This is a genomic window from Limnobacter litoralis, from assembly GCF_030160455.1.
GTDB lineage: Bacteria > Pseudomonadota > Gammaproteobacteria > Burkholderiales > Burkholderiaceae_B > Limnobacter > Limnobacter litoralis.
On record NZ_BSOJ01000009.1, the window covers coordinates 1 to 19,489 of the forward strand.

Below are 19,489 nucleotides of genomic sequence, written 5' to 3' on the forward strand. Positions count from 1 at the left end.
TGCTCTGGAAACGGTGTCCAGTTTCAGCCAGAAACCGTGTCCAGTTTCGGCCAGAATACGCAAACAGGCGTGCCCGCGCTGCTCCGTTTTCGACACACACCAATTCTTCAAAGGGACCAAGGTTGGTATGGATGGTAAGTCGGTTCCAGGCCGCTGGCGCTGTAAGCACTGCCATGGTTTCTTCTCTCTCACTTCTGGCACGGTGTTCAACTCTCACAAACTACCGCTGCGGACCCTGCTGGCGGCCATCGTGCTCTTCGTCAACAGCGTCAAAGGACTGTCCGCCCTCCAGATGTGTCGCGAGATTGGTGTGTCCTACAAGACCGCCTATGTATTGCTTCAAAAGGTGCGTGACACCTTGTTCAAGGAGCGAATCTTGAACCCCCTTGAAGGAGTCGTTGAGATTGACGGGGGTTACCTCAAAACGGCTGTACGCAAAGCTAATAAGAAGACCGACCGCAAAGACTTGCGGCTTGAACCCAACCAAAACCCACTGAAATGCGTGGTGCTGGCCTTACGCCAGCGCTCCAAGGATTTTGCCCGAGGCGCGGAGCGCAGCATAACGGTCATCCTGAAGTCTGAGAACCCTGATGATGTCTTGGCGGCAGTTGAAAGATACGTGCTTCCAGGCTCTCATGTCTTTACAGACGGTCACAATGCCTATTCGGCGCTTTCCAAGCATCCGGATTACATCCATGAGGTGGTCAACCACGAGGAGGAGTACCCGAATGACGATGGCATCAACCAAAACCAGGCTGAGTCATTCTTCTCACGAATGCGTCGTTTGGTGGACGGTCAAATTCACAAGCTGGCTCAGAAGCACATCGACCTCTACGCCAATGAAATCGTATTTCGGGAAGACTGGCGACGAACAAGCAACGGATTCCAATTTCGCCTGTTGGGGCAAAAGCTGATGAGAAATGAGCCGTCTCGAAGCTTTGCCAAGTATTGGCAGGGCAACAAAAAGCGCAACCCAGCTATCGTGACCGCCGCTGAATTGAGAACTGGTAATGTTCACCCCTTTGTATGACCAGCCCCTGGGCAACGTGGTGTGCAAGACGTCGTGCAATATCCAGCTCGACTTGTCGTAGTTGGCGCTCAGTCTTGGCGTTGGCCAATCCATTGTGAGCAAGGAATACGGCAACCATTTCACCAAGGGTGAGTGTCTGGCCCAGCTTAAGAGGCTTGAGCACAACACGGTCTAAGGCCGCGCCGATTAGTCGGGTGTTTGGCGGCGTGTACCTTTTGGCCGTCACTGCTTCGGGTGACAGACCGAAAATAATCAAGCTGCTGGCCAACAATTCGACCCGCTTTCTCGCATCCTCTGCCTGTGGCGAGGTTTCGGGGTCTTGCGACCAATAGTGCAATTCACTCAGTGCTGTGGCGTACCTATTCAGAAGGGCGTCGCAGTGCGCCGGGCGGACCTCTCGCAAGCCTAGGGTCTTTGCCACAGTGACCCACCTATAGCTTGGTTAGATTGAAGTAGAACTGCGTCGCCACTCTTTTTTAGCAAGTTGAGGTAGTCCTTCGTCTGATGGCGAAGCTTATTCCACACGACAGGGTTGTCAGTATCGAGCCCAAGCGCCTTGCCAATCGTTATGGCTATTTCACGCGTGGTCTGTGGCACATCTGTTTGATGTAAAGCTTTAAGAAGCTCCGTCTTAAATGAACCACGCCGCTGCCCGTTAGCCCATTTGGCACAGTCTTTTACCGCCTCAACAGTTTGAGAGGAGCCAAGGGCCTCCAGAGTGTTTGTTAGGACCGCTACCTGTTCCTCAATTACTCGGCACTCGGACTCAAATGCGGAAAGTTGAGCCTGCAATTCCGATATCTTCGCAAGAAGAGGTTTCATCTGTTGAACTATCCGAACCCGTTGGCCAAGCAGCCGAGCTTTTTTATGTTTGAGTCCGTAAACTGTGAGGTTATCCGCCATTTTTCTTTCTTCAATCAGAGTAAAAGCCGCACTGGGCTTTGCTCTAAGTGTAGGGAAAAAGAGGGATTGAAAAGGCCCCGAAGTGGGGCCCTTGATTTGTTCACCTGCTACATAATGCCGTCAGGACGAAAAAAAAAGCCGCCTTGTGGGCGGCTTTTTTCATTTCGGCACGAATTAGGCAGCGGCCTTTGGCGCAGCGGCTTTCTTGGTGCGTGTGGCAGTGGCCTTCTTCGCAGCGGGCTTTTTGGCAGCGGCTTTCTTTTCGGCTTTTTCTTCGCCTGAAACGGCAGCCTTCACGCCTACTTTTTTGTACAGCTGTTCGGCGATCTGGGTGGCCTGCTCAATCACTGGCTTCAGGGCTTCATTTTTTTTGACCTGTTCCAGGGCTGTGGTGCCCATGGTGATGGCGTTTTCAGTCAGTGATTCGGCCTGTGAAAGGGCCAGGGCAGCGTATGAAAAGCCTTTGTCAATTACGACGGGCAGTTGAGTTTCAAACAGTTCTACACCTTTCTGTGTGTAAGTCTGGCTCAGACCCACCACTTTCTCCAGACCCTGCTTCAGTTCTGTGCGTGTGGTCACAACGATTGACTTGTCAGCGTAGGGCAGCTTTTCAGCGGCAGTAAAGGCGGTGCCCAGGCCCTGGGAAATCAGGCCAAACTGGGTTTGAACGAAACCGTTCAGGGCTTTAGCAGCGGCCTGGTGTTGGCTCTTCAGTTCTTCGTTGGTTTTGGTCAGCAGTTCTGCTGTCTTTTCAAATGCGTACATAGCGGTCTCCTGGGACGTGGTCGAATGTGAAATCCAGTGACACTATATGAAAACCATTCACTCAATGAAAGGGTTTGAACCTGAGGCTCTATACTAATCTGCCTGTCATCGCCAGGGGTTTGGGCATCGTTACAGGGCGACTCAAAGGTTTCCCAAGGCGTTGCAGATCAGTGTAAAATCGCGGGTTTACGTCAAATTTACTCGCCGTGTCCATCCAATCCGAAGTCAAGCGCCGTCGCACTTTCGCCATCATTTCCCACCCCGACGCGGGCAAAACCACGCTGACAGAGAAGCTGTTGCTGTTTGCGGGTGCAATCCAGATTGCGGGCAGTGTAAAGGCGCGCAAGGCCTCGCGCCATGCAACCTCCGACTGGATGGAGATCGAAAAGCAGCGGGGCATTTCAGTGGCGTCGTCTGTAATGCAGATGGAATATAGGGACCAAGTGATCAATCTGCTGGACACCCCGGGCCACCAGGATTTTTCAGAGGACACCTATCGCGTTCTAACTGCCGTGGATGCCGCGCTGATGGTGATCGACGCGGCCAATGGTGTGGAGCCCCAAACCTTGCGACTGATCGAAGTGTGTCGCGCACGCAACACCCCGATCATCACCTTTGTCAACAAGCTGGATCGAGAGGTTCGTGAACCACTTGAGCTCATGGATGAAATTGAAAGCACCCTGGGCATTCCCTGCGTGCCTTTTGCGTGGCCAGTGGGGCAGGGCAAATTGTTTCATGGCATTTTTGACATTCGCAAAAACCACATGCGCGTGTTTACGCCCGGTGAAGATCGTCGCAGCGATCAGGACGAAATCATCCAGGGCGATGACCTAGATACCCTTCGCAATCGTTTTGGGGCTGAATTTGCGACTGCCGAGCAAGAAATTGATTTGGTAAAAACGGCGGCTCCCGAGTTTGATGCTGAGGCTTTTCTGGCGGGTCAGCAAACGCCCATGTTCTTTGGCTCTGCCGTCAACAACTTCGGTGTCAAAGAAGTGCTGGACGCGCTGGTGGATGTCGCACCACATCCTGGCCCACGGCACGCCATAGAGCGTGAGGTGTCGCCGGTGGAATCCAAATTCACCGGTGTGGTGTTCAAGATTCAGGCCAACATGGACCCCTCACATCGCGACCGCATTGCCTTCGTGCGTGTTCTGTCGGGCCGGTTCGAGCACGGTATGAAATTCAAAGTCTTGCGCACGGGAAAAGACTTCAGGCCAACGAGTGTGGTCACGTTTTTGTCCCAGCGGCGCGACAGGGTCGAAGAAGCCTATGCAGGCGACATCATCGGCCTGACCACCCACGGTGGATTGCAGTTGGGTGACTCTCTCAGTGAAGGTGAAAGCCTGCAGTTCACCGGTTTGCCGTTTTTTGCCCCAGAACTGTTCTCTGCGGTCGAATTAAAAGACCCCATGCGAAGCAAGCAGTTGCAAAAAGGCCTGGCCGAGCTTGGGCAGGAAGGTGCAATTCAGGTTTTCAAGCCCCTGATGGGATCTGAAATGTTGTTGGGGGCAATCGGACAGTTGCAGTTTGAAGTGGTGGCAGCGCGTTTGAAAGGCGAATACGGTGTGGATGTGCGTTTGCTGCCCAGCCGTTACACCTGCGCCCGCTGGGTCACCAGCAAAAATCCGGCGGATTTGCGCAAGTTCATCGATGCCAACATCAACCGGATCGTCACCGACGCCGCCGACACGCAGGCCTTTTTGGCCACTTCCAGGTTTGACCTGGATGTCATGCAAAAGCGTTGGGAGTCCATCGAGTTTCATCCCATGCGGGAGCACGCGGGCCTGTTGTTGGCCAACCGTTGAATCTGTGAGGGGTGGATCGAAAAAAGGCCAGTCTCAGACTGGCCTTTTTTTATTTCAGCGATTCGATCAGGTCGATGTAATTTTGCATGGCCTGTTCTTTGCTGGTGCCTTCCAGATTTTTCCAGGCGTCAAATTTGGCTCGGCCCACGATGTCTGTAAAGCCTGGGCGTTTGCCGGTGTTGTCTCCCTCGCTGGCTTGCTTGAACAGGGCATAGATCTTCAGCAGGGTTTGGTTGTCTGGTCTTGCTGGCAGGTTTTTTGATTCAGCAACCGCCGTTTCAAAACGTTTCAACAAATCGCTCATTCATATCTCCTTTGGGTTTTTATAGTCATTGAATTTCGTCAGTCACAAAAGCCTGCGCCAGGCTCTCAAACAAATCTTTGCATGAGCCCTGCAAATACGGGGCAAGCAAGCACATGGTTTGATAAACCCCGTTGGCCAGCGCCGCACTCATGGTGGCTTCGTCATTGAAATGTCGAGGATCCCGAACATATTCAAATGACAGCCAATAGGTGGCCACCACGACCATGTTGGTTGCCAGCGCTTCAATTTGAGCGGGCTTGGCCATCATGTCACCCGACTCCACGAGGCCTTCACACAGTTTGCGGGCCACGTCGACCTTGTGCTTCAAGATGCGCTTGAAATGGATTTCAAGTGTGCGGTTGCGCGACAGCAGATCATTCAGATCGCGGTACAAAAAGCGGTAGCGCCAAATCAATTCAAAGAGCACTTGCAGATACAGCCATGCATCTTCGATGTTGGCCTGGCGGTTGGCTGGCACGTCAAGCAGGCCGTCAATTTCCTTTTCGAAACCTGCAAAAATGGAGTTGACGATGTCGTCTTTGTTTCGGAAGTGATAGTACAGATTGCCGGGGCTGATGTTCATTTCATCGGCAATGACTGTGGTGGTGATGTTGGGTTCACCAAATTCGTTGAACAATCGCAAAGAGAGATCGAGAATTCTTTCTCTGGTTCTTCTTGGAGCTTTACGTTCCATTCTGCCTGTGTCTCCTGTCGAGCCCTTGTTGTGCGTACCTTGTCTTGCGGACGCTACTTTTTACAGATTACACCAAAGAAAACGGCCTTTAGAAAGCGTTCAGGCCGTTTGTCTGGTTTTTGCGATTTTCAGATAACGATCCAGCTCATTCAGGGAATCTTCGAGCTGATCGAACTTGGACACGATTGAACCGGCGCGGGCAGGCCGTTTCGAAACCTTGTGCGCCAACTGCAGGGTCGGGTCTTTCAGCACTTCGAGATTCAGAAAAAGCCCATGACGTGCAAATTTTTCCGAGAGGTCGTGTCGGCGCGCCCACAGCTCCTCGCGGGTGCGCTGGTAGGCGTGTTCGCAAAGGCGCCTTCGGCTTGCATAGCTGAAGGGGTTCGTGAAGAAAAATTCGCCGTCGCCATGCTGTGGCTCAAACAGCACGATGTCGATGCCAGGGTACTGGTGACCATAGCGCTCCATGCCAATGTCCATTCGCGAATGAATAATGGAACGAAAGGTTTGGGAAAGCACCAGCGGCAAACCGCCCTCGTAAAGCCGGGAGCCGGGTTGAAATGCCTTGCCCTTGGCTCTTCGACGACTGCGCGGGTTCAAACGGTCGTCGTAGGGCACCAGCGGGTTCAGGCAAAGCAGCAGTTCTACGCCTTCCTTCAAAGCGGTGGAGGCGTGAAGCGTCTTTTTCAGGGCCCCGTCCACGAAGTATCGGTTCCCAATTCGCACCGGCGGAAACAGGCCGGGCAGCGAAGCGGAGGCCTGTACGGCTTTCGAGATGGGTACATCATCGTGCCCGGGGGCTCCGAAAGGTATGGATTCGCCTGAGTCCAGATCTGTGGCCACCAGAATCAGCTTGGATTTCAAGGTTCTGAAATCGTTGGTGCCGCCACCTTTGGCAATCAGGTCTGCCATCCACTCATGCAGTTTGTCGCCGTTGAACAACCCCGTCGGAATGGCAGCGCCAAGCCGCTCAATTGAGCTGACCCACGTGGCGTCGTCGCGTAAAAAGTAGTCAGACAGAGCGGTTACAAGCAGTCCTGGAATTTTGCGAAGCCTGGTCCAGTATTCCCTGAAGGCCGGCTTCAGAAGAATGGAGGGATCAAACGCAAACTCCTCCGGTTCGCCTTCGATGAACAGCTTGTAGATTTGCAACGGCGTCAGGTTGTGTGCCAGGCCAGCGCCTACAATGCCGCCCGCCGACACGCCGACGTAAACGTCCATGTCATTGAGGTCCAAGCCTTCTACGGCTTCAGACAATGCAACCAGTGCGCCAATTTCGTAAATGGCGCCCAGTGGGCCGCCTCCAGCGAGCGCAAGCCCGATGGATGGCTTCTTAACGGCTTGATCCATGTCAGAGAGGATCAGGACGTTTTCTTGGTGCGTGTGGTGGTTCGCTTGGCGGCTGGTTTGCTGTCAGCGCCTTTGCCTGTCAGGTCAGCGATGGCCTGAGAGAGTTGTTCGATGCGTTCAGCCAGTTGCTGAACATCTTTGTTGGTCGGAACGCCAAGGCGGCTTAATGCACGAGCGACCCGCTCTTCAAAAACCTGCTCCAGCTTGTCCCAGTGTTGGGTGGCTTTGCTGGACACTGTGCCCGCCAACTTGCTGACTTTTCCTGTTACTTCAACGACTTTTTGATCTGCAAACTTCACCGTGCGCTCCTGGATTTCCTGGCTTTCTTTCACCAGATTTTCGATCACTTTGTTGCCTTCTTCTTGCGCTTTGTTGATCGCGCCAAGACCGGCCGTCCAAAGTTGTTGCGCACTGTCTTTCACTGCACCCGTAACCGGGTTTTCGGCAACAGACTTGATCCCCTTCTTCTTTCCGACCATTCGGTGTCTCCGATTTAATATTGTTGATTGAAACTTTTTGTGCCTAAAATCTTCCTAAGTGTAGCCACGTTCCACTAGAGAGCACACACTAAATCCCGAGAAAAAATCTTAAACGCTTGCACACACAATCACGAAGACAGGAGCCATATTCACATGAATTATTTCGTCACGGGTGCCACGGGCTTTATCGGAAAACGCCTGATTAAAAGGTTGGTGGATCAGAAACGCAAGGGAACCATCTATTTTCTGATCCGGGAATCCAGCAAAGACAAAGTGCCCGAGCTTCAAAAATACTGGGGGGCCAAGAAAGGTCAATGCGTCCCGCTGGTGGGCGATCTGACCAAGGCCAAGCTTGGCTTGAAAGCCGCTGACGTCAAATTATTGACCGGCAATATCGAGCATTTTTTCCATCTGGCTGCCATTCATGACTTGATGGCCGACGCTGAAAGCCAGATCGAAACCAACATCAAAGGCACGCAGAATGCTGTGGATCTGGCCAATGCCATTGGTGCCGGGTGCTTTCAGCATGTCTCGTCTATCGCGGCGGCGGGTTTGTACGAGGGCATCTTTCGGGAAGACATGTTCGACGAGGCCGAAAATCTCGATCACCCGTATTTCAGGACCAAGCACGATTCGGAAGCGATCGTTCGTCGCTCAGTGAAGGGGAATTGGCGAGTCTATCGTCCTGCTTTTGTCGTGGGGGATTCCAAGACGGGTGAAATGGACAAGATCGACGGCCCCTATTATTTTTTCAAGCTCATCCAAAAAATGCGCAAAATGTTGCCAGCCTGGGTACCCACCATCGGCATTGAAGGTGGCCGCATCAACATTGTCCCAGTCGATTTCGTAGTCAATGCGATGGATCACATTGCGCACAAGACCGGGTTGGACAAGCGGGCCTTCCACCTGGTCGACCCCAAGCCCTATCGCATTGGCGATGTGCTCAACATATTTGCCAAGGCAGCGCATGCACCCAAAATGGAAATTCGACTGAACGCCGCCATGTTCGGCTTCATCCCCAAAGGTGTGAAAAAGGGCCTGATGTCACTGACCCCCGTCCGACGCATTGTCAATACCGTCATGAAAGACCTCGACCTGCCGCAAGACGTCATGGGGTACATCAACTGGCCAACCCGGTATGACTGCCGCGACACCACCGCGGCCCTGGCTGGCAGTGGCATTGAGTGCCCTGATCTTGAAAATTACGCCTGGGCAGTTTGGGACTACTGGGAGCGTCACCTGGATCCGTCTTTGTTCATTGACCGAACACTGAGCGGACAGGTGAAGGACAAGGTGGTGCTCATCACCGGTGGATCGTCCGGCATTGGTCTTGCGGCAGCCCAAAAAATTGCTGCTGCTGGTGCCGTTACCATTATTTGCGGGCGCGACCCAGAGAAACTCAAAGAAGCGCAAGACCTCATCAAGAAAGACGGCCACACCGTTCACACCTATGCCGTCGACATTGCAAACATGGACGATTGCGACCTGTTTGTGAAAAAACTGCTGTCCGATTTTGGACATGTTGACGTGCTGATCAACAATGCTGGCCGGTCCATTCGCAGAGGCATTGAAAACAGCTTTGACCGTTTTCACGATCTGGAGCGCACCATGCAGTTGAACTATTTTGGCGCTCTGCGGGTTACTTACGGATTGTTGCCGAAGATGATGGAGCGCCGTCAAGGGCATGTCATCAACATTTCATCGATTGGCGTGTTGACCAACGCCCCCCGGTTTTCTGCCTATGTGGCGTCCAAAGGGGCGCTGGATTCATGGACCCGGTGTGCCGCATCCGAGTTTGCGGACATGAACATTCGATTCACGACCATCAACATGCCGCTGGTCAAGACGCCCATGATTGCCCCCACCAAGCTCTACAACAACGTACCCACGTTGACGCCCGAGCAAGCCGCAGACATGATCGCGCAGGCGATTATTCAAAAGCCGGTTCGTATCGCCACTCGCTTGGGTATTTTGGGACAGGTGATGCACGCTGTGGTGCCCAAAACGGCTCAAATCGTCATGAACACCTCATTCCGGATGTTCCCCGATTCAACGTCAGCTTCAAAGGACAAGAAGGCGTCGGCTCCCACCGCCGATCAGATCGCCTTTACGACGCTGCTGCAAGGCATTCACTTCTGATCGGGTTTAACCCGCCACTGGCTGCTTGTACGCGACCGGCGCGTCAACCAGCCAGTGCTCTATCCAGTCGGTTACGATGGGGTGAGAGATCAGTGCCAAATGTCCAGAGCCGTTGATCAGCAGGTTTTGGCCAAACTCCAGCATGGAAGAGCAGGGCGGGCTGACGATGTTGTCCTGCCCACTCCAGATGGAAGTTATCTTGCCTTGAAATTCCCGGTCGGCCGGGTGTTCTCTGAGGCGTTTTAAAAATGGGCTGGCCCAGGCCATCTGCCGCACATTTTTCCCCACCCCCAGCGTGCTGAGTGCTGTGCCATAGTGCGGGCTGCCGATCGTCAATACGCTGTCGATGTTTGCATGGCCATGTTCTGTCACCGAGTATCGCAGGGCCACCCCACCCATGCTGTGGGCAATAATCTTCACCCGTGGCGCGCCCGTGGCTGCTTTCAAATCATCAATGGCTTGGGCGATCATTTCAGAATACGCCCGAATTGAACCGATGGCTGGCTCCAGCGTAATGGCCGATGTACTGACACCGAGCTTGGCCAACCGCTGGCGCGTGCTGCTCCACACAGCGGCGTTGCAAAGGTAGCCATGAATCAAAAGGACGGGCAGGGGCTTGGTTTGGCGCCAGGCTTTGTCAGCCAATTCAATGCGATCAATGTGTCTGGCCCAGGGTTGTAGCCAGCTGATCAGCGCGAAAGAGGCACAGCTTTCAAACCAGATTGCCTTGAACCAACCCCATGGGGTCAGTGGGCGTATGCCTTGCTCGGCTGCTCTTTGAAAAGGCAGCTTTTGATCTCGAACCTGAGGAAGTTGGCGAACACTCAGCGACAAGGCAAAGCCGCCTGCGTGAAAAACGGCGTGCCCCGCAAAGAGAACGCCGAAAACGATGCAGAGGGCCGCCAAAATGGCGTTGTCGATTTCCATGCCCACCAAGTGTCGTGCCACCAGGTAGAGCAGGTAAACCACACAGCCGTACGCCAGCCAATACAAACGATTCAGCTGGCGTATCACGGGGCAGTGCGCGAGTTACACCTTGCGTGTCAGCAAGGAAGTCATGATGCTGAACAGCTTGCCATAGGGTGGCGCCAGCAGTTCCATGGCGTTAAGCTTGTTCTGCTTGAATATCGGTTTCAGTTTGGACATGGTGTCAAAACCAAACTTGCCGTGGTAATGGCCCATGCCAGAGTCGCCCACACCACCAAAGGGCAGGTGATCCTGCGCAATGTGGAACAAGGTGTCATTCAGGCAAACACCACCGGCAATGGTCTGCTGCATCACTTGGGTTTGAGTGTGTTTGTTGTCATCGAACAGGTACAGCGCCAGGGGTCTGGGTCTGGCTTTGATGTATTCCATCGCATCATTCAGATTGTCGTAGCCAATGATCGGCATGACTGGTCCGAAAATCTCTTCGGTCATGGCCATCGAGTCTTCAGGCGTGTTCAGCAAGAAGGTCATTGGCACTTTGCGGCTTGTGGGGTTGGGCGGCATGATGTATTCCACCTTGGCGCCTTTTTCTTCGGCCTCGTCAATCAATCGCTGCAGGCGACCCGCATGCTTGTCAGAGACAATCCCGGTAAAGTCTTTGGAGTTGACCCCTTCCGGAAAGCGCTTGCGCACAATTTCACGCGCGTACTGCACCACCTGCTGCTCAGTCCCTTTGGGCACCAGCATGTAGTCGGGTGCAATGCAGGTCTGACCCGCGTTGATGCACTTGCCAGACAAAGTGCGAGCCACGGCATTGTGGAAACGCTTGGGGTCTTTGGCGCAGTCTGGGGACACGATGGCCGGGCTCTTGCCGCCCAGCTCCAGCGTGACAGGCACCAGGTTTTCGCTGGCCGCCTTCATCACCAATTTACCAACGGGTGTAGAACCTGTGAACAGCAAATGATCGAAGGGCAACTTGCTAAATTCTGCCGCCACAGCAGGGCCACCATTGACGACTTGCACCACGTCCCGACCCAAAGCCTGAGTCAGCAACTCTTCCATAAGGACGCTGAATCGCGGTGTGTATTCGCTCATTTTAATGAAGCAACGGTTGCCCGCAGCCAGGGCTGCCGTCAGGGGGCCCACTGACAAAAACAGGGGATAGTTCCAGGGCACGATAACCCCGATCACGCCCAAGGGCTGGGGCATCAACTCAGTGCTTGCTGGCTTGAACCAGATTGACGCCGTTTTCTTTTGAGATTTCATCCAGCGCTTGCCGTGGCTCAGCGCATGACGAATGCCTTCGAGACTCGGAAACACTTCGGCCAGTAAGGTGTCGTTTGGAGACCGATAACCAAAATCTTCCGAAATGGCTTGCGCGATGCGCATCTTGTTGTTGAAGATCACATCGCTCAGGTTTTTCAACCAGACTTTGCGTTCTTCCCAACTTGGGTAAGGATTGGCGTGGTAACTGCTTTTGAGTGAATCCAGGGTGGCCTTGAGTTCTACTGCTGACAGCTCTTGACCCAATTCAGTTGATGGCGCGTTCATTGTTTTGTCTCCATACACAATTAACGAATGTAAACATAAATTTTGACTATTTTCCATGTCTGATTATTGTGCACTGCGATATGAGGCTACCGGAGTGCGTCGACCATCTGGTCTGTCTTTGGCAAACGTTACAATGCATCCACGCCAATTGATCTGTATCCAACGTGAACAAAGAAAGCCTGAGCGCCATTCAAAAAGACATCAGCCGCATGCGCAGCAGCTCGCCAGAAAATTCGAATCTCCAGCGAATAAAAATCCTGGTGAAAATATTTCAAAACAAGAGATTGGCTGATACACATCAGAAGTTGCTTGAAGATGAGTCCACTCGCGCTGCAGCGCTTTTTTTTCTGGAGCGTTTGTACGGTGCAGGTGACTTGTCTCGGCGGGACCAGCAAGTTGAACGGATCGTTCCCAAAGCTGAAGGCATTTTGCCCTCTGCCGCTGTAGACGTATTGCGTAAGGTGCTTTACACCGATTGGCTGGCTGAAAAAATGGACACCGAACTCGCCTCGAAGTTGATGGAGCTGGATTCATTTTCTGAGGAGTGTCTGTCCGACGAAGCGTATCTGGAGGCCTTTCGCAATCTCGACGCGTGGGAAATTCGTCAACAACAAATCGACTTGATAGGGGACGTCGGGCAGTCCCTGCATCGACTGTTGCGACTGCCCTTGTTGTCCACCATTCTGAAAATGACGCGTGGTGCAGCGCAAAAGGCAAATTTAGAGGAATTCCACGATTTTCTCACTGAGGGCGTCCGGGCATTCAAGAGTCTTCGGGATCCGCAGCGCTTTTTTGAGGCCATTCAAAACCGGGAGCGATTGTTGCTGGAGACCGTGCGGTCAAGTGGTGCCTGCAGTTTTGAGGCGCTTTACGATGAAATTCGGCGTTGATGTGCCGCTTCCGTAGGACCGCTGAAACGCGGGGCGACGGCTGGGCAGTATAATTGGGCAACTTAAAAAAGCGGAACAGGAGACCTTTGTGACTGAAAAGGCGTGGATCAGTAGCTATCCCCCGGGTGTAGAGCCTGAAATCGACATGAGCGAATTTGCGTCTGTGCGCGACATTTTTGAAAATGCCTGCCAGCGATTTGCAGCCAATACGGCCTTTAGCAACCTTGGTACGTCGCTCACCTATGAACGGCTGGATCAATTGACTCGCGATTTTGGCGCTTATCTGCAAAGCTTGCCCGGTACCAAAAAGGGCGACCGCGTGGCTTTGATGATGCCCAATTTGCTGCAATATCCCGTCGCCATGTTGGGTGCCATTCGCGCTGGTTTCGTGGTGGTGAATGTCAATCCCATGTACACGCCTACAGAGCTTCAGCACCAGTTGCGCGATTCAGGCGCCAAGGTGATTGTAATTTTCGAGAATGTGGCACATACCCTGGAAAGCGTGTTGCAGAACACGCCTGTTGAACACATCGTGTTGGCCTCAATCGGCGAAATGCACGGCTTTTTCAAGCGTGTTTTGCTCAATTTCGTGGTTCGCTACGTCAAGAAGCTGGTTCCCAAATTCAGTCTGGCGGGGGCCATCACCACCCGCAAAGCACTTCGCTTTGGGCGTGATCAAGAGCTGAAGAAAGTCAATCTGTCTCACGATGACCTGGCTTTCCTTCAATACACAGGCGGCACCACAGGCGTGGCCAAAGGGGCCATGTTGACCCATGGCAACATTGTGGCCAACCTGCAGCAGGCTTCCAGCTGGCTTAGTCAGGATGTGGAGGAGGGACGTGAAATCGCCATTACCGCGCTGCCGATGTATCACATCTTCTGTCTGACGGCCAATATTCTGGTGTTCATGAAGGTGGGTGGGCACTGCGTGCTCATCACCGACCCTCGCAATATGCAGGGTTTTGTCAAAATCCTGTCCAGCGTGCCATTTACGGCATTGACTGGTGTCAATACGCTTTTCAATGGCCTGCTGAATACGCCCGATTTTGACAAAGTTGATTTTTCCCACGTCAAGCTTGTGCTCGGCGGTGGTGCAGCCATCGAGCCCTCTGTGGCCGAGCGCTGGAAGAAAATTACCGGCACCCGGCTGTCCGAGGCGTATGGCCTGACCGAAGCCTCTCCTGCCGTGTGTATCAACCCGCTGCACGAAGAATACAACGGGTCCATTGGTTTGCCTGTTCCTTCGACCTTGGTTTCAATTCGTGACGACGATTTTGTTGAGCTTCCAACGGGTCAAGAAGGCGAGCTGTGCGTGAAGGGGCCGCAGGTGATGCGTGGTTACTGGAACAAACCCCGCGAAACCGCTGAAATTCTGACGCAAGACGGCTGGTTAAAGACGGGTGACATTGCCTACATGAATGAACAGGGATACTTTTTTATAACTGACCGTAAAAAAGACATGATTCTTGTCTCGGGCTTCAACGTGTATCCGAAAGAGATCGAAGCGACGGCTACTCTGCACCCGGGTGTGTTTGAGGCGGCGGCTGTGGGTGTTCCCGATGGAAAAACAGGCGAGGCCGTCAAATTGTTTGTGGTTCGCAAAGACCCCGATCTGACCGAGCAGGCCATCATCGAACATTGCCGCAAGCACATGACAGCCTACAAAATTCCCCGTCATGTCGAATTCATGGCCGAGCTTCCCAAGTCACCGGTCGGCAAAGTGTTGCGCCGTGAACTGCGCGACCAAGAGCGTCAAAAGCTCGCTGCACAAAAAGCCTGACCGGTTGCCAAAAACCCCGGGATATTCATTGCTTTTCAGTGACTTGATCAGTATAATCTCGGGTTCCCTGCTGCCAGCCATGGGGGTTTGGCAGCTTTTCCAATGATGGAAAATCCATAGGAGTTTATTCAATGCGTCACTATGAAATCGTTTTCATCGTGCATCCCGATCAAAGCGAGCAAGTGCCCGCCATGGTCGAGAGATACCGTGGAATCATCGAAACAGCGGGCGGTAAAATTCACCGTCACGAAGACTGGGGTCGCCGCCAACTGGCTTACCCAATCCAAAAGCTGGCCAAAGCCCACTATGTTTTGCTGAACATCGAATGTGAGCAAAGCGTTCTGGAAGAGCTTGAGCATGCTTTCAAATTCAACGACGCCGTGCTGCGCCACTTGGTCGTCAAAATGAAAAAAGCCGAAACAGCACCTTCGCCAATGATGAAGGAAGTTCAGCGTGAGCAAGAGCGCAAGGCTGCCACAGCCTCTGCTTCTTCTAGCGATGACAGCTCAGACGACGATTCAGACAGCGACGACGACAACTGATCTCGCGTTTAACGTCAAGGCAAAACATTGAATCAGGAGGAAGCCGACACAAGCCAACCCACCAATCAGTTTGAACTGCAAGCCACGCTGATTTCCAAATCCACATTGCGATACACACCTGCTGGTGTGCCCGTGTGTGAAATGGAGCTGCAACACGAAAGTGTGCAAATCGAGGCCAGCAATCCCCGAACCGTGCAATGCGTCATTGACGCCATTTCACTGGGCTCACTGGCAAACAGCATCAGCAAACTTGAATTGGGTTCAGAAATGATCTGGTCTGGTTTTATCGCGCTTCGTTCGCATAAACAAAAAAAGCTTCAGTTCCACATTTGCAACATGCAAAAGGCCGCAAGGCAAGCTGAAGCTTCCAAATAGTTGGAGAAATTTATGGCTTTTGGTCGTAAAAATGATCGCAAAGGACGCCGTCCTCAGCAAAACCCGCTGTTCAAGCGCAAGAAGTTCTGTCGCTTCACCGTGGCCAAGGTCGAGCAGATCGATTACAAAGACATCGAGACACTCAAGGATTTCATCGGTGAAAACGGCAAAATCATGCCTGCCCGCATCACTGGTACCAAGGCTCACTATCAGCGTCAACTGGACACCGCCATCAAGCGTGCCCGTTTCCTTGCGCTGGTTCCATACACTGACAACCACTAAGCCCTCAGGAGAACAACATGCAAGTTATTTTGTTGGAAAAATCCAATCTGGGTCAGCTTGGTGACGTCGTTCGCGTCAAGGATGGTTACGCACGTAACTACCTGATCCCTTACGGCAAGGCCAAGCGCGCAACCGAGTCCGCAATTGCCGAATTTGAAGCACGTCGTGCCGAGCTTGAGCAGGCTGCAGCAGAAAAGCTGAAAGAAGCGCAAGCACTGGCAGGCAAGTTGGCCGATTTCGTGGTTCAACTGAGCGAAAAGGCCGGTGTAGATGGTCGTCTGTTCGGTTCTGTCACCACCCACACCATCTCTGCCGAGCTGGTTGCCAAGGGTTTTGCGATCGAGCGTTCCAAGGTTCGCATGCCTGACGGTCCCATCAAGATCGCAGGCGAGCACGAAGTGTCAGTTGCATTGCACCCTGACGTCGTGATCGACCTGAAAGTAGTTGTAGCAGGCGAAGCCGCCTAAAGTCCCTGCGACCAAAGGCTTCAAGGGCTTAATCAGCTATACTCGTCAGACCGTCTGGTCTGGCCAGAAGGCCACCTTCCAAGGTGGCCTTTTTCATTGATCATCCTGAACTCAATTACACCATGAATGACATTCCCAATATGAACCAACCCGATTCCGACGTGGCCATGCTGAGAGTGCCCCCTCATTCCATGGAGGCGGAGCAATCGGTCATCGGTGGCCTTCTGCTGGACAATCAGGCTTGGGACAGAATTGGTGATGTGATTCGTGCGGACGATTTTTATCGTTATGACCATCGGATCATTTTCGAACACATTGCCAAGCTGATCGATGGCTCGAAGCCCGCCGACGTCGTCACGGTGTATGAATCCCTGCAGTCATCAGGCAAAGCGGAAGACGTGGGTGGGCTGGCTTATTTGAATACCTTGGCCACCAACACGCCCTCTGCCGCCAACATTCGCCGCTACTCCGAAATCGTCAGGGATCGTGCGGTGCTGAGGCGATTGATCACCATCAGTGATGAAATTGCAACCAGCGCTTTGAATCCGCAAGGGCGCGACACCAAGGCCTTGCTTGACGAGGCTGAAAGCAAGATATTCAAAATCGCGGAAGAGGGATCAAGGGGCGCGGGTGGTTTTCAAGACCTTCAGCCTGTTCTTGGCAAGGTGGTGGAGCGCATTGACGAGCTGTACCACAGGGACAGCAACAGCGACATTACTGGCATTTCTACGGGTTTTGTGGACCTCGATTCCAAAACGTCCGGATTGCAGCCCGGTGATCTGATCATTGTGGCGGGCCGCCCGTCGATGGGTAAGACCGCGTTCAGTTTGAACATTGGTGAGCATGTCGCGGTTGAAGAGGGTCATGCAGTGGCCGTGTTTTCCATGGAAATGGGGGCCACCCAGCTGGCCATGCGTTTGTTGGGTTCGGTCGGTCGGCTTGACCAGCATCGCCTGCGCACCGGGCGGCTGACGGATGAAGATTGGCCCAGACTGACTTACGCCGTGTCAAAAATGCAGAATGCACAGCTGTTCATCGATGAAACCCCTGCGCTGTCCTCGATGGAGGTGCGCGCTCGATGCCGTCGTTTGGCACGCCAGTGTGGGCAGTTGGGGCTGGTGATTATCGACTATTTGCAGTTGATGGGGTCTTCTTCGCCCGGTGAAAACAGGGCCACTGAAATTTCCGAAATTTCACGGTCACTCAAGGGTTTGGCCAAGGAACTGAATTGCCCCGTGATTGCACTGTCGCAGCTGAACCGTTCCCTTGAACAACGACCCAACAAACGCCCTGTGATGAGCGACCTTCGCGAATCCGGTGCCATTGAGCAGGACGCCGACGTGATTCTGTTCATCTATCGCGACGAGGTTTACAACCCCGACTCGCCAGACAAAGGCACCGCCGAAATTATTATCGGCAAGCAACGTAACGGTCCAATTGGCACCGTTCGCGTGACCTTTCTTGGGCAATACACGAAATTTGAGAATTACGCAGGACCCCAGCCAGAGGGCGAGTAAACGCCCTCATGGCTTTATAGATTGTCGGACGCGTAATCGGCCAAGCGTGACCGCTCACCCCGCTGCAGCGTGATATGCCCCGCGTGTGGCCATCCTTTGAAGCGGTCAACAACATAGGTCAGTCCCGAAGAGCCCTCGGTAAGGTAGGGGGTGTCAATCTGGGCAAGGTTACCCAAACAAATGACCTTGGTGCCAGGCCCCGCACGCGTAATCAGGGTTTTCATCTGCTTCGGCGACAGGTTTTGAGCCTCATCGATGATCAGGAATTTGTTGATGAAGGTTCGGCCGCGCATGAAGTTCATCGACTTCACCCTGATCTTGGTGCGGATCAGGTCGTTCGTGGCGGCTCGGCCCCATTCTCCACTGGAAGGGTCTGGCTTGTTCAACACCTCCAGGTTGTCTTCAAATGCGCCCATCCACGGCGCCATTTTTTCTTCTTCCGTGCCCGGAAGGAAGCCGATGTCTTCACCGACCGGCACTGTTGCACGGGTCACGATGATTTCAGAATACAGCTTGCTTTCAAGCACTTGTGAAAGACCTGCCGCCAGTGCCAGCAGGGTTTTACCCGTACCAGCCTGACCCAAAAGCGTGACGAAGTCGCATTCGGGATTCATCAGCAGGTTCAGGGCGAAGTTCTGCTCCCGATTTCGTGCCGTGATGCCCCACACCGCGTTTTTGCTGTGGCTGAAGTCCCGCAAGGTTTGCAGGGTTGCCGTTTTGCCATTGATTTCTTTGACCTGGGCAATCAGGGGCAGGCCAGCGTCGCAATACACGAACTGGTTGACCATGATTTCTTTGACGGCTGGGCCACTGATTTTGTAGAAAGTCGATCCCGCCTGCTGCCAACTCTCGATGCCTTTGCTGTTCTTTTCCCAGAAGTCAGCGGGCAATTCCTGAAAGCCGGAGTAGAGCAGATCACGATCTTCCAGCACCTGATCGTTGAAATAATCTTCGGCCAGCAGGCCCAAGGCACGCGCTTTGATGCGCATGTTGATGTCTTTGGACACCAGTGCCACTTCACGGTCAGGGTGTTGCTTTGCAAGCGCATACACCACACCCAGAATTTGATTGTCTGCCTTGCCCACCGGTAGGGTTTTAGGCAGATCGGCCTGCAACTCGGTGGTTTGCACCAGCAGTTTGCCCATGGCGTCGATGTTGCCCAGTCGGTTCAGGTTTACCCCTGCTTCAATGTCACCGATGTTCTCCATCAGCGCATCCAGCGAACGGCTGACTTGCCGGGCGTGCCTTGCCACTTCAGACATGCCCTTTTTGTGATTGTCCAGCTCTTCAAGCGTGATCAAAGGCAGGAACACATCGTGTTCTTCGAAGCGAAACAGGGAGGTTGGGTCGTGCATCAACACGTTGGTGTCGAGCACGAAAATCTTTTTACCCCCGTCCTTGACCTGGCGTTTTGCTCTTCTGACCGTCGTGCCCTGTTTCACCGAGGCAAGTCTCGGTCCTGGATTGACTGACTTCAAAACATTGGCCGGCGCTTCACTGGTCGGTTTGAGCAGCGCCACATTGCTGCTTTCAGCGGCTTCAGGGGGAATGTCAACAACCCGTGATGCTGGCTTTTTTGTGCTTCGCTTGGCTTTTGGCGCTGCAATTGGAGGAATGTCTGTCAGAGTAGTGGCGAGTTTGTTCGGTTCTTTTGGCAGAGGCATGTGTCAACGAGTCGTTTCAAGG

19 protein-coding genes are annotated in these 19,489 nt (G+C 53.3%); 10 read left to right on the forward strand and 9 right to left on the reverse strand.

Annotated features, from left to right (window positions below; translation table 11 throughout):
• The first annotated feature begins 202 nt into the window (after positions 1–202).
• Positions 203–1,030, forward strand: coding sequence for an IS1595 family transposase (locus QQJ87_RS04165; RefSeq protein WP_284280162.1), 828 nt, complete (start codon positions 203–205; stop codon positions 1,028–1,030).
• Here QQJ87_RS04165 and QQJ87_RS04170 read toward each other — a convergent pair.
• Complete coding sequence (locus QQJ87_RS04170; RefSeq protein ID WP_284280163.1) at positions 978–1,451, reverse strand: hypothetical protein; 474 nt, start codon at positions 1,449–1,451, stop codon at positions 978–980. The genes QQJ87_RS04165 and QQJ87_RS04170 overlap by 53 nt on opposite strands.
• 656 nt (positions 1,452–2,107) lie before the next feature.
• Positions 2,108–2,698, reverse strand: a complete 591-nt coding sequence (locus QQJ87_RS04175; RefSeq protein ID WP_284280164.1) for a hypothetical protein — start codon at positions 2,696–2,698, stop codon at positions 2,108–2,110.
• A gap of 206 nt (positions 2,699–2,904) precedes the next feature.
• Between QQJ87_RS04175 and QQJ87_RS04180 the strand changes: the two genes are divergently transcribed.
• The gene (locus QQJ87_RS04180) at positions 2,905–4,506 is read left to right on the forward strand and encodes a peptide chain release factor 3 (protein ID WP_284280165.1); all 1,602 of its coding nucleotides are present in this window, start codon (positions 2,905–2,907) and stop codon (positions 4,504–4,506) included.
• 49 nt (positions 4,507–4,555) lie between these two features.
• Here QQJ87_RS04180 and QQJ87_RS04185 read toward each other — a convergent pair whose 3' ends face one another.
• The 4 genes from QQJ87_RS04185 to QQJ87_RS04200 all read right to left on the reverse strand — a co-directional run bounded on the left by QQJ87_RS04185 (position 4,556) and on the right by QQJ87_RS04200 (position 7,333).
• Positions 4,556–4,810, reverse strand: coding sequence for an acyl-CoA-binding protein (locus QQJ87_RS04185; RefSeq protein ID WP_284280167.1), 255 nt, complete (start codon positions 4,808–4,810; stop codon positions 4,556–4,558).
• A gap of 25 nt (positions 4,811–4,835) precedes the next feature.
• Positions 4,836–5,504: a TetR/AcrR family transcriptional regulator gene (locus QQJ87_RS04190; RefSeq protein ID WP_284280168.1), complete on the reverse strand. Its 669-nt coding sequence runs from the start codon at positions 5,502–5,504 to the stop codon at positions 4,836–4,838.
• A gap of 99 nt (positions 5,505–5,603) precedes the next feature.
• On the reverse strand, positions 5,604–6,854 hold the full coding sequence (locus tag QQJ87_RS04195; RefSeq protein WP_284280169.1) for a patatin-like phospholipase family protein: 1,251 nt from the start codon (positions 6,852–6,854) through the stop codon (positions 5,604–5,606).
• Positions 6,855–6,865: 11 nt separating this feature from the next.
• On the reverse strand, positions 6,866–7,333 hold the full coding sequence (locus QQJ87_RS04200) for a phasin family protein (RefSeq protein ID WP_284280170.1): 468 nt from the start codon (positions 7,331–7,333) through the stop codon (positions 6,866–6,868).
• Between the two features lie 153 nt (positions 7,334–7,486).
• Here QQJ87_RS04200 and QQJ87_RS04205 point away from each other — a divergent pair, with 153 nt between their 5' ends.
• Entirely contained in the window at positions 7,487–9,472 is a 1,986-nt protein-coding gene (locus tag QQJ87_RS04205; RefSeq protein ID WP_284280171.1) for an SDR family oxidoreductase, read from the forward strand.
• Positions 9,473–9,478: 6 nt separating this feature from the next.
• Here QQJ87_RS04205 and QQJ87_RS04210 read toward each other — a convergent pair whose 3' ends face one another.
• Positions 9,479–10,486 carry an esterase/lipase family protein gene (locus tag QQJ87_RS04210; protein ID WP_284280172.1) on the reverse strand — a complete coding sequence of 336 codons (1,008 nt, stop codon included), beginning with the start codon at positions 10,484–10,486 and terminating at the stop codon, positions 9,479–9,481.
• A 15-nt stretch (positions 10,487–10,501) separates the two neighbouring features.
• The gene (locus tag QQJ87_RS04215) at positions 10,502–11,950 is read right to left on the reverse strand and encodes a coniferyl aldehyde dehydrogenase (protein ID WP_284280173.1); all 1,449 of its coding nucleotides are present in this window, start codon (positions 11,948–11,950) and stop codon (positions 10,502–10,504) included.
• A gap of 164 nt (positions 11,951–12,114) precedes the next feature.
• Between QQJ87_RS04215 and QQJ87_RS04220 the strand changes: the two genes are divergently transcribed.
• The 7 genes from QQJ87_RS04220 to QQJ87_RS04250 all read left to right on the forward strand — a co-directional run bounded on the left by QQJ87_RS04220 (position 12,115) and on the right by QQJ87_RS04250 (position 17,803).
• Entirely contained in the window at positions 12,115–12,840 is a 726-nt protein-coding gene (locus QQJ87_RS04220) for an FFLEELY motif protein (protein WP_284280174.1), read from the forward strand.
• A gap of 145 nt (positions 12,841–12,985) precedes the next feature.
• Positions 12,986–14,620 (forward strand): AMP-binding protein, encoded by a 1,635-nt coding sequence (locus QQJ87_RS04225; RefSeq protein WP_284280387.1) that lies wholly within the window; start codon positions 12,986–12,988, stop codon positions 14,618–14,620.
• Positions 14,621–14,751: 131 nt separating this feature from the next.
• Positions 14,752–15,162, forward strand: a complete 411-nt coding sequence (rpsF, locus tag QQJ87_RS04230; protein ID WP_284280175.1) for a 30S ribosomal protein S6 — start codon at positions 14,752–14,754, stop codon at positions 15,160–15,162.
• Between the two features lie 27 nt (positions 15,163–15,189).
• Positions 15,190–15,537 (forward strand): primosomal replication protein N, encoded by a 348-nt coding sequence (priB, locus tag QQJ87_RS04235; protein WP_284280176.1) that lies wholly within the window; start codon positions 15,190–15,192, stop codon positions 15,535–15,537.
• Between the two features lie 12 nt (positions 15,538–15,549).
• Positions 15,550–15,819, forward strand: a complete 270-nt coding sequence (rpsR, locus tag QQJ87_RS04240; RefSeq protein ID WP_284280177.1) for a 30S ribosomal protein S18 — start codon at positions 15,550–15,552, stop codon at positions 15,817–15,819.
• Positions 15,820–15,836: 17 nt separating this feature from the next.
• A complete protein-coding gene (gene rplI, locus QQJ87_RS04245; RefSeq protein ID WP_284280178.1) occupies positions 15,837–16,286 on the forward strand; it encodes a 50S ribosomal protein L9 in 450 nt (149 codons plus the stop codon).
• Positions 16,287–16,426: 140 nt separating this feature from the next.
• Positions 16,427–17,803, forward strand: coding sequence for a replicative DNA helicase (locus QQJ87_RS04250; protein ID WP_284280388.1), 1,377 nt, complete (start codon positions 16,427–16,429; stop codon positions 17,801–17,803).
• Positions 17,804–17,817: 14 nt separating this feature from the next.
• Here the strand turns inward: QQJ87_RS04250 and QQJ87_RS04255 are convergent, their stop codons facing one another.
• The gene (locus QQJ87_RS04255) at positions 17,818–19,467 is read right to left on the reverse strand and encodes a PhoH family protein (protein ID WP_284280179.1); all 1,650 of its coding nucleotides are present in this window, start codon (positions 19,465–19,467) and stop codon (positions 17,818–17,820) included.
• Between the last annotated feature and the right edge of the window lie 22 nt (positions 19,468–19,489).

What these genes read in the sequence shown, in the direction of transcription:
- QQJ87_RS04175 (WP_284280164.1), bottom strand. Translation starts at nt 2,698, where the DNA reads ATGTACGCATTTGAAAAGACAGCAGAACTGCTGACCAAAACCAACGAA.
- QQJ87_RS04185 (WP_284280167.1), bottom strand. Translation starts at nt 4,810, where the DNA reads ATGAGCGATTTGTTGAAACGTTTTGAAACGGCGGTTGCTGAATCAAAA.
- QQJ87_RS04190 (WP_284280168.1), bottom strand. Translation starts at nt 5,504, where the DNA reads ATGGAACGTAAAGCTCCAAGAAGAACCAGAGAAAGAATTCTCGATCTC.
- QQJ87_RS04195 (WP_284280169.1), bottom strand. Translation starts at nt 6,854, where the DNA reads ATGGATCAAGCCGTTAAGAAGCCATCCATCGGGCTTGCGCTCGCTGGA.
- QQJ87_RS04200 (WP_284280170.1), bottom strand. Translation starts at nt 7,333, where the DNA reads ATGGTCGGAAAGAAGAAGGGGATCAAGTCTGTTGCCGAAAACCCGGTT.
- QQJ87_RS04205 (WP_284280171.1), top strand. Translation starts at nt 7,487, where the DNA reads ATGAATTATTTCGTCACGGGTGCCACGGGCTTTATCGGAAAACGCCTG.
- QQJ87_RS04215 (WP_284280173.1), bottom strand. Translation starts at nt 11,950, where the DNA reads ATGAACGCGCCATCAACTGAATTGGGTCAAGAGCTGTCAGCAGTAGAA.
- QQJ87_RS04225 (WP_284280387.1), top strand. Translation starts at nt 12,986, where the DNA reads ATGAGCGAATTTGCGTCTGTGCGCGACATTTTTGAAAATGCCTGCCAG.
- rpsF (WP_284280175.1), top strand. Translation starts at nt 14,752, where the DNA reads ATGCGTCACTATGAAATCGTTTTCATCGTGCATCCCGATCAAAGCGAG.
- rpsR (WP_284280177.1), top strand. Translation starts at nt 15,550, where the DNA reads ATGGCTTTTGGTCGTAAAAATGATCGCAAAGGACGCCGTCCTCAGCAA.
- rplI (WP_284280178.1), top strand. Translation starts at nt 15,837, where the DNA reads ATGCAAGTTATTTTGTTGGAAAAATCCAATCTGGGTCAGCTTGGTGAC.
- QQJ87_RS04250 (WP_284280388.1), top strand. Translation starts at nt 16,427, where the DNA reads ATGAACCAACCCGATTCCGACGTGGCCATGCTGAGAGTGCCCCCTCAT.
- QQJ87_RS04255 (WP_284280179.1), bottom strand. Translation starts at nt 19,467, where the DNA reads ATGCCTCTGCCAAAAGAACCGAACAAACTCGCCACTACTCTGACAGAC.